Annotated in this window: 21 protein-coding genes; all 21 read left to right on the top strand. The window is 58.2% G+C overall.

What is annotated here, in order from left to right:
• Positions 1-78: 78 nt before the first annotated feature.
• The 21 genes from ACR0ES_RS05710 to nuoK all read left to right on the top strand — a co-directional run bounded on the left by ACR0ES_RS05710 (position 79) and on the right by nuoK (position 14,478).
• Complete coding sequence (locus tag ACR0ES_RS05710; RefSeq protein ID WP_480869844.1) at positions 79-930, top strand: hydroxymethylglutaryl-CoA lyase; 852 nt, start codon at positions 79-81, stop codon at positions 928-930.
• A 1-nt stretch (position 931) separates the two neighbouring features.
• Complete coding sequence (locus ACR0ES_RS05715; protein WP_480773237.1) at positions 932-1,714, top strand: crotonase/enoyl-CoA hydratase family protein; 783 nt, start codon at positions 932-934, stop codon at positions 1,712-1,714.
• Between the two features lie 193 nt (positions 1,715-1,907).
• On the top strand, positions 1,908-2,273 hold the full coding sequence (locus ACR0ES_RS05720) for an NADH-quinone oxidoreductase subunit A (protein ID WP_209504455.1): 366 nt from the start codon (positions 1,908-1,910) through the stop codon (positions 2,271-2,273).
• Positions 2,264-2,797: a NuoB/complex I 20 kDa subunit family protein gene (locus tag ACR0ES_RS05725; RefSeq protein ID WP_209504454.1), complete on the top strand. Its 534-nt coding sequence runs from the start codon at positions 2,264-2,266 to the stop codon at positions 2,795-2,797. Before ACR0ES_RS05720 ends, ACR0ES_RS05725 begins: the two co-directional genes overlap by 10 nt.
• A 12-nt stretch (positions 2,798-2,809) precedes the next feature.
• Positions 2,810-3,415 carry an NADH-quinone oxidoreductase subunit C gene (locus tag ACR0ES_RS05730; protein WP_267362853.1) on the top strand — a complete coding sequence of 202 codons (606 nt, stop codon included), beginning with the start codon at positions 2,810-2,812 and terminating at the stop codon, positions 3,413-3,415.
• Positions 3,415-3,588 (top strand): hypothetical protein, encoded by a 174-nt coding sequence (locus ACR0ES_RS05735; RefSeq protein WP_010442775.1) that lies wholly within the window; start codon positions 3,415-3,417, stop codon positions 3,586-3,588. The genes ACR0ES_RS05730 and ACR0ES_RS05735 overlap by 1 nt, the downstream gene beginning before the upstream one ends.
• A 1-nt stretch (position 3,589) precedes the next feature.
• Positions 3,590-3,712, top strand: coding sequence for a hypothetical protein (locus tag ACR0ES_RS05740; protein ID WP_267362849.1), 123 nt, complete (start codon positions 3,590-3,592; stop codon positions 3,710-3,712).
• Positions 3,712-4,935 carry an NADH-quinone oxidoreductase subunit D gene (locus tag ACR0ES_RS05745; protein ID WP_171631140.1) on the top strand — a complete coding sequence of 408 codons (1,224 nt, stop codon included), beginning with the start codon at positions 3,712-3,714 and terminating at the stop codon, positions 4,933-4,935. Before ACR0ES_RS05740 ends, ACR0ES_RS05745 begins: the two co-directional genes overlap by 1 nt.
• Entirely contained in the window at positions 4,935-6,035 is a 1,101-nt protein-coding gene (nuoE, locus tag ACR0ES_RS05750) for an NADH-quinone oxidoreductase subunit NuoE (RefSeq protein ID WP_480869846.1), read from the top strand. The genes ACR0ES_RS05745 and nuoE overlap by 1 nt, the downstream gene beginning before the upstream one ends.
• Before the next feature lie 30 nt (positions 6,036-6,065).
• Complete coding sequence (locus ACR0ES_RS05755) at positions 6,066-6,287, top strand: DUF5337 domain-containing protein (protein ID WP_209598087.1); 222 nt, start codon at positions 6,066-6,068, stop codon at positions 6,285-6,287.
• Positions 6,288-6,299: 12 nt separating this feature from the next.
• Entirely contained in the window at positions 6,300-7,598 is a 1,299-nt protein-coding gene (gene nuoF / locus ACR0ES_RS05760) for an NADH-quinone oxidoreductase subunit NuoF (RefSeq protein ID WP_480869863.1), read from the top strand.
• 6 nt (positions 7,599-7,604) lie between these two features.
• Complete coding sequence (locus ACR0ES_RS05765) at positions 7,605-8,021, top strand: MAPEG family protein (RefSeq protein WP_480481785.1); 417 nt, start codon at positions 7,605-7,607, stop codon at positions 8,019-8,021.
• Between the two features lie 37 nt (positions 8,022-8,058).
• Positions 8,059-8,409, top strand: a complete 351-nt coding sequence (locus tag ACR0ES_RS05770; RefSeq protein ID WP_267362834.1) for a hypothetical protein — start codon at positions 8,059-8,061, stop codon at positions 8,407-8,409.
• 98 nt (positions 8,410-8,507) lie between these two features.
• On the top strand, positions 8,508-8,912 hold the full coding sequence (locus tag ACR0ES_RS05775) for a DUF5333 domain-containing protein (protein ID WP_480616670.1): 405 nt from the start codon (positions 8,508-8,510) through the stop codon (positions 8,910-8,912).
• Positions 8,913-8,917: 5 nt separating this feature from the next.
• Complete coding sequence (nuoG, locus tag ACR0ES_RS05780; RefSeq protein ID WP_480869848.1) at positions 8,918-10,939, top strand: NADH-quinone oxidoreductase subunit NuoG; 2,022 nt, start codon at positions 8,918-8,920, stop codon at positions 10,937-10,939.
• 204 nt (positions 10,940-11,143) lie between these two features.
• Positions 11,144-12,181: an NADH-quinone oxidoreductase subunit NuoH gene (nuoH, locus tag ACR0ES_RS05785; RefSeq protein WP_117868407.1), complete on the top strand. Its 1,038-nt coding sequence runs from the start codon at positions 11,144-11,146 to the stop codon at positions 12,179-12,181.
• Between the two features lies 1 nt (position 12,182).
• Positions 12,183-12,677 carry an NADH-quinone oxidoreductase subunit NuoI gene (nuoI, locus tag ACR0ES_RS05790; RefSeq protein WP_480481782.1) on the top strand — a complete coding sequence of 165 codons (495 nt, stop codon included), beginning with the start codon at positions 12,183-12,185 and terminating at the stop codon, positions 12,675-12,677.
• Positions 12,674-13,084: a carboxymuconolactone decarboxylase family protein gene (locus ACR0ES_RS05795; RefSeq protein ID WP_152458579.1), complete on the top strand. Its 411-nt coding sequence runs from the start codon at positions 12,674-12,676 to the stop codon at positions 13,082-13,084. Before nuoI ends, ACR0ES_RS05795 begins: the two co-directional genes overlap by 4 nt.
• Complete coding sequence (locus ACR0ES_RS05800) at positions 13,081-13,683, top strand: NADH-quinone oxidoreductase subunit J (RefSeq protein WP_480516396.1); 603 nt, start codon at positions 13,081-13,083, stop codon at positions 13,681-13,683. The genes ACR0ES_RS05795 and ACR0ES_RS05800 overlap by 4 nt, the downstream gene beginning before the upstream one ends.
• Positions 13,680-14,168, top strand: coding sequence for a hypothetical protein (locus ACR0ES_RS05805; RefSeq protein ID WP_480683968.1), 489 nt, complete (start codon positions 13,680-13,682; stop codon positions 14,166-14,168). Before ACR0ES_RS05800 ends, ACR0ES_RS05805 begins: the two co-directional genes overlap by 4 nt.
• Positions 14,169-14,172: 4 nt before the next feature.
• A complete protein-coding gene (gene nuoK / locus ACR0ES_RS05810) occupies positions 14,173-14,478 on the top strand; it encodes an NADH-quinone oxidoreductase subunit NuoK (RefSeq protein WP_005984024.1) in 306 nt (101 codons plus the stop codon).
• Positions 14,479-14,480 lie beyond the last annotated feature (2 nt).

Consider the following 14,480-nt stretch of genomic DNA (forward strand, 5'->3'; position numbering starts at 1 on the left):
TCTGTACCCGCACGGCTCGACGTGCCACGGTCGCGCTATCCGTATTTGGAATGAGAGCAAGCCATAAGGGGTTCTGACATGGGTGATCTGGTCGAAATCTACGAAGTTGGACCGCGCGACGGGCTGCAAAACGAAACCCGTGAGATACCGGTTGCCGACAAAGTGGCGCTGATCGACTGCCTTAGCCGCGCCGGGTTCCGTCGAATCGAAGTTGCAAGCTTTGTCTCTCCCAAATGGGTGCCCCAAATGGCTGGATCGGCGCAGGTTCTGGCCGGCATAACCCGGGCGGACGGAGTGCGGTACGCGGCGTTGACGCCGAATATGCGCGGGTACGAGGATGCGCTGGCCGCCAAAGCGGATGAGATTGCCATTTTTGCGTCGGCCTCCGAGGGGTTTTCCAAAGCAAACATCAATGCCTCGATCGCCGAGTCAATCGAACGGTTCACGCCGATACTCGAAGCGGCGCGCCATATCGACCTTCCGGTTCGCGGCTATGTCTCTTGCGTGACCGATTGCCCTTATGACGGCCCGACCCCGCCCGAGAAAGTGGCCGAAGTTGCCGATCGCCTATTTGCGTTAGGCTGTTACGAGGTGTCATTGGGGGACACAATCGGGCAGGGCACACCAGACAAGATCGCTCATATGCTTCTGGCGGTTAGGGAAAGAGTTCCTGTGACGCGGCTTGCCGGGCATTTTCATGACACCAATGGGCGTGCAATCGACAATATCGATGCGGCACTTTCGCTGGGGGTGCGCGTGTTCGACGCGGCCGTGGGTGGGCTTGGCGGTTGCCCGTATGCTCCGGGGGCCGCAGGCAATGTCGCGACTGAAACCGTTGCAGCGCATTTGCAACGGTTGGGCTATCAAACCGGTCTGGATATCGATGTGGTCGAAGAGGCCGCACAGATGGCCAAGGCGTTGAGGGGCTAACATGTTCGAAACAATCTCGATTTCAGCAGACGAACGCGGTGTTGCCACGTTAACTCTGGACCGGGCAGATAAGCACAACGCGCTGTCGGGTCAGATGATTACCGAGCTGACACAGGCCGCGTCGCAATTGGGCCAGGATGGCGCTGTCCGAGCGGTCGTTCTGGCTGCTGCGGGAAAGACGTTTTGCGCCGGTGGTGATTTGGGATGGATGCAGGACCAGATGTCGGCCGACAAGGCGACGCGATTTGTCGAAGCGCGCAAGCTGGCCGAGATGTTGCATGCGTTGAACACGATGCCCAAACCCCTGATCGGGGCACTACAAGGCAACGCCTTTGGCGGAGGCGTTGGGATGGCCGCCGTGTGCGATGTTGCCATCGGTGTAGATAGTCTGAAGATGGGACTGACCGAGACCCGGCTGGGGCTGATTCCGGCGACAATCGGCCCTTATGTTATCGCTCGTATGGGTGAGGCGCGGGCACGGCGTGTGTTCATGTCGGCCCGGTTGTTCGATGCGCCCGAAGCGGTTGATCTGGGATTGCTGGCAAAGGCTGTGCCCTCCGAGCAGCTTGCGGCCGCGATAGAAGAGGAAGTTCGGCCCTATCTTTCGTGCGCGCCGGGGGCGGTTGCATCTGCCAAGGCGCTGGTTCGAACTCTGGGACCTCGTATTGATGATGCCACAATCGACCAGACCATCAACGAACTGGTCGAACGCTGGGAAACGGAAGAGGCGCGTGAAGGGATCGCGGCGTTCTTCGAAAAACGTAAACCTGCATGGAATAAGTAAGTTTACCGAGTTTCCGCAAGCCAATGCAAAACGCGCGAAATGCGATTCTATGCCGCGCTGTCAAGCGTATGTTTGATGGTGAACGGGGCTGTGTTCGGTTGACCCTCTGACCCGGCGGGGATAGAGAATGTCCAGTCAACACGCCAATTGACGGCGCACCCGACAAGATGCGTGCGCAAGAAAGGAGCTATTCGTGGAAGACCTGCTGCGGGAGTACCTCCCGATTCTGGTGTTTCTGGCCGTTGCCGTAGGCCTTGGAATCGTCCTGATTCTTGCCGCCGTTGTACTGGCTGTCCGCAATCCCGACCCCGAAAAGGTCAGCGCATATGAATGTGGCTTCAACGCCTTCGACGATGCGCGAATGAAATTTGACGTCCGATTCTATCTGGTCTCGATTCTCTTCATCATCTTCGATCTTGAGATCGCATTCCTGTTTCCCTGGGCCGTCGGGTTCCGCGATATCAGCGATGTCGGCTTCTGGTCGATGATGGTGTTTCTGGCCGTGCTGACCATCGGCTTTGCCTATGAGTGGAAGAAAGGGGCCCTGGAATGGGAGTGATGACCGGTGCAAACACCGCTGGCGTCGACAAGGAAGTCGCCACCCAGGCCCTGAATGCCGAGTTGCAGGACAAAGGTTTTCTGCTGACCTCGAGCGAGGATATCATCAACTGGGCTCGTACCGGTTCGCTGCACTGGATGACTTTTGGTCTGGCCTGCTGCGCGGTTGAAATGATGCACACCTCGATGCCGCGCTATGATGCGGAACGTTTCGGCATCGCCCCGCGCGCCTCTCCGCGCCAATCTGACGTGATGATCGTGGCCGGCACGCTGACCAACAAGATGGCCCCTGCGTTGCGCAAGGTTTACGACCAGATGCCCGAGCCGCGCTATGTGATCTCGATGGGGTCCTGCGCGAATGGCGGTGGTTACTACCACTATTCCTATTCTGTCGTGCGTGGCTGTGACCGGGTAGTTCCGGTGGATATCTATGTGCCCGGCTGCCCTCCGACCGCCGAGGCGCTGCTTTACGGTCTGCTACAGCTACAACGCAAAATCCGCCGCACCGGCACAATTGTACGCTGAGGGGAAGGGTAGATGAGCGAAGCACTCAAAGAACTCGGCACCCAGCTTGAACTGAAACGAGCCGATTGTGTTCTGTCCTGGGATGTGACCCATGGTGAGCTGAACGTCGATGTGGCGCCGTCGAACCTCGTGGAATTCGTAGAATTCCTGCGGTCGGACCAAAATTGCAAGTTCTCGACACTGGTGGATATCACCGGCGTCGATTACCCCGAACGCGCCAAGCGGTTCGACGTGGTGTATCACTTCCTGTCGATGTACCAGAACCAGCGCATCCGTCTGCGGGTTTCGATCCGCGAAGATGACATGGTGCCTTCGATAGTCGATATCCACCCCTCGGCCAACTGGTTCGAGCGTGAGGTGTTCGACATGTTCGGCATCCTGTTCTCGGGCCATCCAGACTTGCGGCGCATCCTGACGGATTATGGCTTCCGTGGCCATCCGCTGCGCAAAGATTTCCCGACCACGGGCTACACCGAGGTGCGTTATGACGAGGCGCAGAAACGCGTCGTCTACGAGCCGGTCAGTCTGGTGCAGGAGTACCGTCAGTTTGATTTCATGTCCCCATGGGAAGGTGCGAATTACATTCTGCCAGGGGATGAGAAACAGGAGACCGAATAATGGGTGGCATCTGGTGGCTGATCCTGTCTGCGCTGACCATCATTCCGATGGTGAAGATTTTGCCGTTCTTCGGGATCAACAAATACTGGTGCCTGCTGTGTCTGGTTCCCTTTGGCACGATCGCATTGCTGTGGTGGGTCGGGCTGAAACTGCAAGAGTTGGAGCGCCGCTGAGATGATAGGTGAGTTGATCATTCTGGGCGCGTTTGGGGTTCTACTGGCCGGGTCTGCGGTCAAGGCGGTCGAGGCCGAAAAGGTCCGGGTTCGGGCCGAAGCAAAGAAGAAACGAGGGCGTTGATGGACGGCTCAAGATATGATGACGGCAGCACGGACGCGCTGAGCGGCGAGCAGAAGATCCGCAACTTCAACATCAACTTCGGCCCGCAACACCCCGCGGCGCACGGAGTTTTGCGTCTGGTGCTCGAGTTGGACGGCGAGATTGTCGAACGTTGCGACCCGCATATCGGCCTGCTGCATCGTGGCACCGAAAAGCTGATGGAAAGCCGGACGTATCTGCAAAACCTGCCGTATTTCGACCGTCTGGACTATGTGGCACCGATGAACCAGGAACATGCCTGGTGTCTGGCCATCGAAAAGCTGACCGGGGTCGAGGTGCCGCGCCGGGGCTCGCTGATCCGGGTGCTGTATTCCGAAATCGGACGCATCCTGAATCACCTGTTGAACGTGACCACGCAGGCGATGGATGTGGGCGCTCTGACCCCGCCGCTGTGGGGTTTTGAAGAACGCGAAAAGCTGATGGTGTTTTATGAGCGTGCCTGTGGCGCCCGCCTGCACGCCGCTTATTTCCGCCCCGGTGGTGTCCATCAGGACCTGCCGCCCGAACTGCTGGACGATATCGAGGCCTGGAGTCACGAATTCCCAAGCGTCCTTGATGACATTGATGGGCTGCTGACCGAAAACCGCATCTTCAAGCAGCGCAACGCCGATATCGGCGTGGTGACCGAGGATGACATCCAGAAATACGGCTTCTCGGGCGTGATGGTGCGTGGATCGGGTCTGGCCTGGGACCTGCGTCGCGCGCAGCCCTACGAGTGCTATGATGAGTTTGAATTCCAGATTCCCGTCGGCAAGAACGGCGATTGCTATGACCGCTACCTTGTCCGCATGGAGGAAATGCGCCAGTCGCTGCTGATCATCCGTCAGGCCATCGCCAAAATCCGCGAGTGCCCCGGTGACGTTCTGGCACGCGGCAAGATCACTCCACCGAAACGCTCGGACATGAAGACCTCGATGGAGAGCCTGATCCATCACTTCAAGCTGTATACCGAAGGCTTCCACGTGCCTGCCGGTGAGGTCTATGCTGCCGTCGAAGCCCCCAAGGGCGAGTTCGGCGTCTATCTGGTCGCCGACGGCACCAACAAACCCTACCGCGCCAAACTGCGCGCACCGGGCTTCCTGCACCTGCAAGCCATGGACCACGTTGCCAAAGGCCACCAACTGGCCGACGTCGCCGCCATCATCGGCACCATGGACGTCGTATTTGGAGAGATTGACCGCTAATGCTCCGCCGTCTTCATCCCGAACAACCCGAAAGCTTTGCCTTCACTGCTGCCAACCAGCAATGGGCCGAAGCGCAGATCACCAAATACCCCGAAGGCCGTCAGGCCAGTGCGGTCATTCCGCTTCTGTGGCGTGCGCAGGAGCAGGAGGGCTGGCTGAGCCGTCCGGCGATTGAATCCGTCGCCGACATGCTTGGTATGGCCTATATCCGTGTGCTTGAGGTGGCCTCGTTCTACTTCATGTTCCAGCTGCAACCGGTTGGAACGGTTGCGCATATTCAGGTTTGTGGCACGACCTCTTGCATGATCTGCGGGGCCGAGGATCTGATCGCTGTCTGCAAGGAGAAGATCGCGGCCAAGCCACACGTGCTGTCCGCCGATGGCAAGCTGAGCTGGGAAGAGGTCGAATGCCTTGGCTCCTGCACCAATGCGCCGATGGCGCAGATCGGCAAGGATTACTACGAAGACCTGACCGCTGAGAGCTTTGGCAAGATTCTTGATGATCTGGTGGCAGGCAAAGTTCCGACGCCGGGCCCGCAGAATGGTCGCTATGCGGCTGAACCGCTCAAGGGGCTGACCAGCCTGACGGAGTATGACAGCGGCAAAACGCGGTACAACGCCAGCGTCGAACTGGCCACCGATATTGGCGATACGGTCAAGCGTATCGATGGGACCGAGGTTCCGATCCTGACCCCTTGGTTGGGCAAGGATGGCCAAGCGGCTGCGACCAAAGCTGCACCGAAGCCGCCCAAAGCGCCAGCCCCGGCGAAACCCGCTGTGAAACAGGCCGCTGAGGCGAAGGCAGCGAAAGAGGACCAGCCCGAAACACTCACAGGCGCGCGCGACGGCAAGGCAGATAACCTGAAACTGTTGAAAGGCGTAGGCCCCAAGCTGGAGCAGACGCTGAACGAGCTGGGATTCTTCCACTTTGATCAGATCGCAGCCTGGACACCGGAACAGGTCGCCTGGGTCGATGCGCGGTTAAAGTTCAAGGGCCGGATCGAACGCGATGGTTGGATTGAACAGGCAGCTAAGCTTGCGGCGGGTGAGGAAACCGAATTTGCCAAACGTGCCAAGGAAGATGGCACCTACAAAGACTAAACGGGTGCCCCATCCGGGCATCGGGGGATGATGGACAAGGATAAGGATCAGGCCATAGCCCGAAAGGGCAGACATATCGGCATCGTCATTGCCGTGACGATGGTGATCTGGCTTGCCATGAACCTGTTCATTGGCCCCGCGCTGGGTTTGACAGCCCGGCACGCGCTGCTGTTTGATTTTGCTGCTCTGGCGGCATTCATTTATGCGGGTGTGAACATTTTTCAACTCTGGCGCATGCGTCAGGACAGCTGAAGGTAACGAATGATGCTGAAGGATCAGGACCGGATCTTTACCAACATCTACGGGATGCACGAACGCACGCTGAAAGGCGCGCAAGCCCGCGGGCATTGGGACGGCACAGCTGGCCTGATTGAAAAGGGCCGGGACTGGATCATTCAGACAATGAAGGATTCCGGGCTGCGCGGACGCGGCGGTGCGGGCTTCCCAACAGGCCTGAAATGGTCGTTTATGCCAAAGGAAAGCGACGGTCGCCCTTCCTATCTGGTTGTGAATGCCGATGAATCCGAGCCCGGCACCTGCAAAGACCGTGAGATCATGCGCCATGATCCCCACACGTTGATTGAAGGGTGTCTGATCGCCTCTTTCGCGATGAACGCACATACCTGCTATATCTACCTGCGCGGCGAATACATCCGCGAGCGTGAGGCATTGCAGGCTGCGATTGATGACGCCTATGACGCGGGGCTTCTTGGCAAAAATGCCGCTGGTTCGGGCTGGGATTTCGATCTTTTCCTTCATCACGGGGCTGGGGCCTATATTTGTGGCGAGGAAACCGCCCTGATTGAAAGCCTTGAGGGCAAAAAGGGCATGCCGCGGATGAAACCTCCGTTCCCGGCGGGTGCCGGGCTGTACGGATGTCCGACCACTGTGAACAACGTGGAATCCATCGCGGTGGTGCCGACCATTCTGCGTCGGGGTGCGGATTGGTTCGCTGGATTTGGTCGCCAGAACAACGCCGGTACCAAGCTGTTTGCGATCTCGGGCCACGTGAACAACCCATGTGTCGTCGAAGAGGCGATGTCGATCCCGTTCGAACAGCTGATCGAAACCCATTGCGGCGGCATTCGCGGCGGGTGGGATAATCTTCTGGCGGTTATCCCTGGTGGATCCTCGGTTCCCTGCGTGCGCGGTGAAAACATGCGCGACGCGATCATGGATTTCGATTACCTGCGCAACGACCTGGGGTCGGGTCTGGGTACGGCAGCGGTGATTGTGATGGACAAATCCACCGACATCATCAAGGCGATCTGGCGCCTGTCGAAGTTTTACAAGCATGAAAGCTGTGGCCAGTGTACGCCGTGTCGCGAAGGCACCGGCTGGATGATGCGTGTGATGGATCGTCTGGTGCGCGGCGAGGCTGAACTGGAAGAGATCGACATGTTGTTTGACGTGACCAAACAGGTCGAAGGACACACTATCTGCGCTTTGGGCGATGCGGCCGCCTGGCCGATCCAAGGCCTGATCCGCAATTTCCGGGAAGAGATCGAAGACCGCATCAAGGCTCAGAAATCGGGCCGTATGGGTGCGATGGCAGCGGAGTGAACGAAAATGGAAGTGTTTGCTGAATATAGCCACGCGATTGCGTCGGTTGTGCTATTCACGCTGGTTGTATTGTTTCTGGCGCCGTTTTCGGCACTGGCCAAACAAGCCAAAGGGCTGGCACCCGGTGCGACACCCGAGCAGGACTATGCCGACAAGGCGTATCGTCTGAACCGGGCCTATCTGAATGGAACGGAAACACTTCCTGCGTTTGTGACTGTCATAACAGCGGCGATTTTGCTGGGCGTCAGCCCGTTCTGGGTAAACCTGCTGGCCTCAGTGGCGTTGGTTGCGCGCTTGGCGATGCTGGTTGTGCACCTGAAAGGGATTGGCAAGCCAAGCAGCGGTCCGCGGACAATTCTGTATGTGATCGGCTGGGTGTGCATGGTCGTGATCGGGCTTATGGCATTGGTGGCGGCGTTTTGATGGCGACGCAGCGGAACAGAAAACAAAGAGGGAAAGTATGAAGGCCCCCAAAGCCCTTATTGTTGTGTTGGCGCTGGCTGGTGTTTCTGCATGCGGTCTGGTGAAGCCGTCGGCAGACCGGCTTTTGTTCGACGGCAAGTCGTTCAGGGCCAAGGCGAAGGTGGTCAACAAGAAAACCTCGCCCGCGGACTTTACGGTTGTCGTCAAAGGCGTCTCTGCTTCACTCGATGGTGCGCGCGAGGCCGGACGTCATGAAGGTACCAAATTCTGCATCCAGAACTTCGGATCGTCTCGGATTGCTTGGAAGGTGGGTCCGGATACTGACCCGCAGAACCTCAGCGTCAGCAATGATCAACTGACATTTGCAGGAACCTGCCAGCGGCCATGACCGGTGTTTTTCCATATCTTCGGTGGGCGGGCAGGGTGTTATTGCCTAGCAGCGGCAAACCGCTTCGTCTTGGACAGTCCAAGACGAAAGGAAAACCCATGTCTGTTGTAAAACTAGTTGCCCTCGCATCGCTGATGGCCTTGCCGACGGTGACAGAAGCAAAGCCGCCCTTGAGGGATGTCAAAGAGATCGACAACGAACTCTACTACATCGCCATTGCAAATGAGATTTCCGAGTTCTGCCCGTCGATCAGCGGGCGGCGATTGAAAGCGATCAGTGTGATGTGGGGACTGCGGTCCAAAGCGAATAATCTGGGGTACTCGGACACGGAAATCCGCTCCTATGTCGAGTCGGATGCTGAAAAGGATCGGATGCGGGCCAAGGGCGAGGCTTATCTGGCGAAAAACGGCGTGTCCTACGACAACCCCAAAACATTCTGCTCTCTGGGGCAGAAAGAAATCCAAAGAAACAGCGCCATTGGCGTTTATTTGAGAGCGAATTGAGAGCCATGTCTGACCTCCGCAAGATCAATATCGACGGGCAGGAAATCGAAGTCGATGGTGCGATGACCTTGATACAGGCTTGTGAACAAGCCGGGGTCGAGGTACCGCGTTTCTGCTATCACGAGCGTCTGTCGATTGCGGGAAACTGCCGGATGTGTCTGGTTGAGGTAGTGGGCGGTCCGCCGAAACCGGCTGCCTCGTGCGCGATGCAGGTGCGCGATCTGCGCCCGGGGCCGGAAGGGCAGCCGCCGGTAGTCAAGACGAACTCTCCCATGGTCAAGAAGGCCCGCGAAGGGGTGATGGAGTTCCTGCTGATCAACCATCCATTGGATTGCCCGATCTGTGATCAGGGCGGAGAGTGCGATCTTCAGGACCAGGCGATGGCTTATGGCCTGTCCGGTTCGCGGTTCAAGGAAGCCAAACGCGCGGTTGATGATCTGGATCTGGGACCGCTTGTGGGCACCGCAATGACCCGCTGTATCAGTTGCACCCGCTGCGTGCGCTTCACCACCGAAGTCGCCGGGATCACTCAGATGGGTCAGACAGGGCGCGGTGAGGATGCCGAGATTACCTCGTATCTGAATCAGACGCTGGATTCGAACCTGCAGGGCAACATTATCGACCTGTGCCCGGTTGGGGCACTGACCTCGAAACCTTATGCGTTTACCGCCCGCCCGTGGGAATTGACCAAGACCGAAAGCATCGACGTCATGGACGCGCTGGGATCGAACATTCGTGTCGATACCAAAGGGCGCGAGGTGATGCGATTCCTTCCTCGCAATCATGACGGAGTGAACGAGGAGTGGATCAGCGACAAAACCCGCTTTGTCTGGGACGGGTTGCGGCGTCAGCGTCTGGACAAGCCTTACATCCGTGAAAACGGCAAGCTGCGCCCGGCCTCATGGTCCGAAGCACTGACCAAGGCCGCAGAGGCGCTGAAAAGCGCTGAGAAGCCAGCCGGTATCGTCGGTGATCTGGCACCGGTCGAGGCTGCGTTCGCATTGAAACAGATGATCGAAGGACAGGGCGGTGTTGTCGAATGCCGCACCGATGGAGCCAAGCTTCCGGTCGGGAACCGTGGCGCATATGCCGGGACCGCCGCGATTGAAGACATCGATACGGCCGAGCGTATTCTTCTGATTGGCACCAACCCGCGCGATGAAGCACCGGTTTTGAACGCGCGTATCCGCAAGGCGTGGGCGCACGGGGCCGAAGTCGCTTTGGTAGGTCCAGCGGTCGATCTGACTTATGCGTACCATCATGTGGGCGATGACCGCGCGGCGCTGCAAAAGGTTGTCGACATGGGGGGCGACGATGAAATCAGGGGCAAACGCTCGCTGGTCATCATCGGGCAGGGAGCGCTGCAGGAGGCGGATGGAGCCGCTGTTCTGGCTGCCGCGCAAACAATTGCCGCAAATACGGAAAGCGGCCTGATCATTCTGCACACTGCGGCGTCGCGCGTGGGCGCGATGGATGTGGACGCCACAAACGCAGGCGGCATGGAAGCGATCAATGCTGCGGATGTGATCTATAACCTTGGTGCGGATGAGGTCGAAATCGGCGAAGGCGCGTTTGTGATCTACCAGGGCAGCCACGGAGATCGGGGCGCACACCGCGCAGATGTGATCCTGCCGGGTGCGGCCTATACTGAGGAAAACGGTCTGTTCGTGAATACGGAAGGCCGTCCGCAACTGGCGATGCGCGCCGGGTTTGCGCCGGGTGAGGCCAAGGAAAACTGGGCCATCCTTCGTGCGCTGTCGGCTGAACTGGGGGCGACGCTCCCCTATGACTCGCTGGCGCAGTTGCGCACAGCCTTGATCGAGGCGGTCCCCCATCTGGCCCGCATCGACGAGGTGATCGAGAACGAGGTTCAAGCGCTTGAGGCCGGATCTTTGGGCCAAGCGACCTTCCGCAACGCGATCAAGGATTTCTATCTGACCAACCCGATCGCACGGGCCTCGCAACTGATGGCCGAGTTGTCGGCGCAGGCGCAGGTCCGCAAAGCCGAGAAGATTGCGGCGGAATGAACCATAGCAGTTTCATATCGCAAGCCAGTGCTGCGGTTGGGTCGCACCTGACTGCGCCGGAAATGTGCGGGAAACGAAAGAAAAAGGGTGGCGCTATGGCGGCAGATGCTGTTTACACCAACGCGCCGACCCAGCCGCAGTTTGCGCAGGCATCTGGCCTTTGCATCGCGCGCGAAAAACGGAATACCCACGGTGTGAGGACCAATGGCTGAATTCTTTAACACCCCCGGCGGAATAGCCATCATCATTCTGGCGCAAGTGCTTGCTGTTGTTGCCTTTGTGATGATCTCGCTGTTGTTCCTTGTTTATGGCGACCGCAAAATCTGGGCCGCTGTCCAGATGCGCCGCGGCCCTAACGTGGTCGGCGTCTACGGTCTGCTGCAATCGGTGGCGGATGCGTTGAAATACGTCGTCAAAGAGGTCGTTATCCCCGCAGGAGCCGACCGCACGGTTTTCATACTCGCGCCGCTCACCTCTTTCGTGCTGGCGATGATCGCCTGGGCGGTGATCCCATTCAACGATGGCTGGGTCCTGTCGGATATCAACGTCGCAATCCTCTATGTCTTCGCCGTATCCTCGCTTGAGGTTTATGGCGTGATCATGGGCGGTTGGGCGTCGAACTCAAAGTACCCGTTCCTCGGCTCGTTGCGCTCTGCCGCGCAGATGATTTCATACGAGGTCTCCATCGGCCTGATCATCATCGGTGTGATCATCTCGACCGGGTCGATGAACTTTGGTGACATTGTGCGGGCGCAGGATGGGTCGTTCGGGTTCTTCAGCTGGTACTGGCTGCCGCACTTCCCGATGGTCTTTCTGTTCTTCATCTCGGCGCTGGCTGAGACAAACCGGCCACCGTTTGACTTGCCCGAAGCGGAATCGGAACTTGTGGCGGGTTATCAGGTCGAATACTCGGCCACGCCCTTCCTGCTGTTCATGGCGGGTGAATACATTGCAATTTTCCTGATGTGCGCGCTGACCTCGCTGCTGTTCTTCGGCGGCTGGCTGTCGCCGATCCCGGGCCTGCCCGATGGTGTTTTGTGGATGGTCGCCAAGATGGCGTTCTTCTTCTTCATCTTCGCGATGGTCAAGGCCATCACGCCCCGCTACCGCTATGACCAGCTGATGCGGCTGGGCTGGAAAGTGTTCCTGCCATTCTCGCTGGTCTGGGTGGTGTTCGTGGCCTTTGCGGCGAAATTCGACTGGTTCTGGGGCGCATTTGCCCGTTGGAGCGTAGGAGGCTGATATGGCAAACATCAATTACACCCGCGCTGCCAAATACTTCCTACTGCAGGATTTCTGGGTCGGAATGAAACTGGGTCTGAAGTATTTCTTCGCTCCCAAAGCCACCGTGAACTACCCGCACGAAAAGGGCCCTCTGTCCCCGCGTTTCCGCGGTGAACACGCACTTCGCCGCTATCCGAATGGCGAAGAGCGCTGCATCGCCTGTAAACTGTGCGAGGCGGTCTGCCCGGCGCAGGCCATCACCATCGACGCCGAACCGCGAGAAGACGGCAGCCGCCGCACCACGCGCTATGACATCGACATGACCAAGTGCATCTATTGCGGCTTCTGCCAAGAGGCCTGCCCGGTTGATGCCATCGTCGAAGGCCCGAACTTTGAGTTCGCCACGGAAACCCGGGAAGAGCTGTTCTACGACAAGGAAAAACTCCTGTCGAATGGCGAACGCTGGGAAGCCGAGATCGCGCGCAATCTGGAACTGGACGCACCGTACCGATGACTGACAGCCCGACAAATCCGTTCGAGCTGATGATGAAGCAGGCTCAGGACATGGCCAAGGCGATGAACCCGGCGATGGAAAGCTTCTCGCCCAAAGGGTTCGAGGCGCTGTGGCCAACCATGCCCAAAGAGGTCATGGAGATGATGTTCGGCAACACCGTCAACAAGGACGGGCTGGATGCCAAGACCCGCCTGCTGCTGACGCTGGCCGGGCTGACCTGCCAGGGTGCGCAGGCGGATTCGGCCGTTCGCCAGACCGTGCGTCATGCGCTTGAGGCGGGCGCAAAGAAACAAGAGATCGTGGAAACGATCGGTCAGATGTCGGTCTTTGCCGGCATCCCGGCCATGACCCGCGCGCTGGATCTGGCGCAAGAGGTCATGGGCGACAACGAGGATGAGGATCAATGACCGTCTTTGCCTTCTACCTGTTTGCCATCAGCGCCATCACCGGCGGGCTGTTTACGGTGATCAGCCGCCAACCGGTGCACTCGGTCCTGTGGCTGATCCTGGCGTTTCTGTCCTCGGCAGGGCTGTTCGTGCTGCTGGGGGCCGAGTTCGTGGCGATGCTGCTGGTCATCGTCTATGTCGGCGCGGTCGCGGTTCTGTTCCTCTTCGTGGTGATGATGCTGGACGTGGACTTTGCAGAGCTCAAGGCCGAAATGGCGCGCTATATGCCGCTGGCCCTGTTGATTGGTCTGATCATCCTGATGCAGTTTGTCATGGCCTTCGGGGCATGGGACAGCGCACAGGGTGCGGCGGCCAATCTGGCCCAGCCGGTCCCGACAGACCGCCACAACACCGAGGCGCTTGGCCTCATCCTTTACGATCAATATTTCCTTCTGTTCCAACTGGCGGGCCTGATCCTGCTGGTGGCCATGATCGGAGCCATCGTTCTGACGCTGCGCCACCGCAAGGACATCAAGCGTCAGGACATCATCGGCCAGATGATGCGCGACCCGGCCAAGGCGATGGAATTGAAGGACGTGAAACCGGGGCAGGGGTTGTGAGGTTCAAAGCCGTGATACCTGGGCTAAGTTTCGCTTTTTTCCCCGCGACTGTTTTCGCAGCGGGTATCGAAGCTTGCGAAGCTCTTCCGATTATGTCGCATCACGTGTTCGAGACGAACCACAGAATCGTTGGCAACGGCGTTGTCTCTTACTCTGAGATTGGCTCTATCTGCACCGACGAATTGGGATGCACACATACTGAGTTTGTTTTGTTTGCGGCTTGTGAAAGCGGTCAAACGATGCGCGTCGTAGCGAAACTTGAACGGGACTTCGACGGTACTCATTTGGATCGCGTCGATGAAGCAAATGAAGTTGTCCAAGTACTAGCATCTGCTGAAACAAGTTATTCGTGGACTTCGGCAACAAAAGCCTTTGAGCGAAAGGCATTCCAGATCGACGACTACATTGAATCGAAAGAAAACTGCGCCTGTGCAATGGCGTTTCCCGAGCTTCGCAACGGGAAAGAGAAATTCGAGGGACTCTAAGACGATGATCGGACTTGAACACTATCTTACGGTCGCGGCGACGCTGTTCGTCATCGGCATCTTCGGTCTCTTCCTGAACCGCAAGAACGTCATCATCCTGCTGATGAGCATCGAGCTGATGCTGCTGGCGGTGAATATCAACCTCGTGGCGTTTTCCAGCTTCCTTGGCGATCTGGTCGGGCAGGTGTTCACGCTGTTCGTGCTGACCGTTGCGGCGGCCGAGGCGGCGATTGGTCTGGCCATTCTGGTCTGCTTCTTCCGCAACCGCGGCACCATCGCGGTTGAAGACGTCAATATGATGAAGGGGTAAGA

Source organism: Ruegeria sp. N7 (assembly GCF_056531345.1).

What these genes read in the sequence shown, in the direction of transcription:
- ACR0ES_RS05710 (WP_480869844.1), top strand. Translation starts at nt 79, where the DNA reads ATGGGTGATCTGGTCGAAATCTACGAAGTTGGACCGCGCGACGGGCTG.
- ACR0ES_RS05715 (WP_480773237.1), top strand. Translation starts at nt 932, where the DNA reads ATGTTCGAAACAATCTCGATTTCAGCAGACGAACGCGGTGTTGCCACG.
- ACR0ES_RS05725 (WP_209504454.1), top strand. Translation starts at nt 2,264, where the DNA reads ATGGGAGTGATGACCGGTGCAAACACCGCTGGCGTCGACAAGGAAGTC.
- ACR0ES_RS05730 (WP_267362853.1), top strand. Translation starts at nt 2,810, where the DNA reads ATGAGCGAAGCACTCAAAGAACTCGGCACCCAGCTTGAACTGAAACGA.
- ACR0ES_RS05735 (WP_010442775.1), top strand. Translation starts at nt 3,415, where the DNA reads ATGGGTGGCATCTGGTGGCTGATCCTGTCTGCGCTGACCATCATTCCG.
- ACR0ES_RS05740 (WP_267362849.1), top strand. Translation starts at nt 3,590, where the DNA reads ATGATAGGTGAGTTGATCATTCTGGGCGCGTTTGGGGTTCTACTGGCC.
- ACR0ES_RS05745 (WP_171631140.1), top strand. Translation starts at nt 3,712, where the DNA reads ATGGACGGCTCAAGATATGATGACGGCAGCACGGACGCGCTGAGCGGC.
- nuoE (WP_480869846.1), top strand. Translation starts at nt 4,935, where the DNA reads ATGCTCCGCCGTCTTCATCCCGAACAACCCGAAAGCTTTGCCTTCACT.
- ACR0ES_RS05755 (WP_209598087.1), top strand. Translation starts at nt 6,066, where the DNA reads ATGGACAAGGATAAGGATCAGGCCATAGCCCGAAAGGGCAGACATATC.
- nuoF (WP_480869863.1), top strand. Translation starts at nt 6,300, where the DNA reads ATGCTGAAGGATCAGGACCGGATCTTTACCAACATCTACGGGATGCAC.
- ACR0ES_RS05765 (WP_480481785.1), top strand. Translation starts at nt 7,605, where the DNA reads ATGGAAGTGTTTGCTGAATATAGCCACGCGATTGCGTCGGTTGTGCTA.
- ACR0ES_RS05770 (WP_267362834.1), top strand. Translation starts at nt 8,059, where the DNA reads ATGAAGGCCCCCAAAGCCCTTATTGTTGTGTTGGCGCTGGCTGGTGTT.
- ACR0ES_RS05775 (WP_480616670.1), top strand. Translation starts at nt 8,508, where the DNA reads ATGTCTGTTGTAAAACTAGTTGCCCTCGCATCGCTGATGGCCTTGCCG.
- nuoG (WP_480869848.1), top strand. Translation starts at nt 8,918, where the DNA reads ATGTCTGACCTCCGCAAGATCAATATCGACGGGCAGGAAATCGAAGTC.
- nuoH (WP_117868407.1), top strand. Translation starts at nt 11,144, where the DNA reads ATGGCTGAATTCTTTAACACCCCCGGCGGAATAGCCATCATCATTCTG.
- nuoI (WP_480481782.1), top strand. Translation starts at nt 12,183, where the DNA reads ATGGCAAACATCAATTACACCCGCGCTGCCAAATACTTCCTACTGCAG.
- ACR0ES_RS05795 (WP_152458579.1), top strand. Translation starts at nt 12,674, where the DNA reads ATGACTGACAGCCCGACAAATCCGTTCGAGCTGATGATGAAGCAGGCT.
- ACR0ES_RS05800 (WP_480516396.1), top strand. Translation starts at nt 13,081, where the DNA reads ATGACCGTCTTTGCCTTCTACCTGTTTGCCATCAGCGCCATCACCGGC.
- nuoK (WP_005984024.1), top strand. Translation starts at nt 14,173, where the DNA reads ATGATCGGACTTGAACACTATCTTACGGTCGCGGCGACGCTGTTCGTC.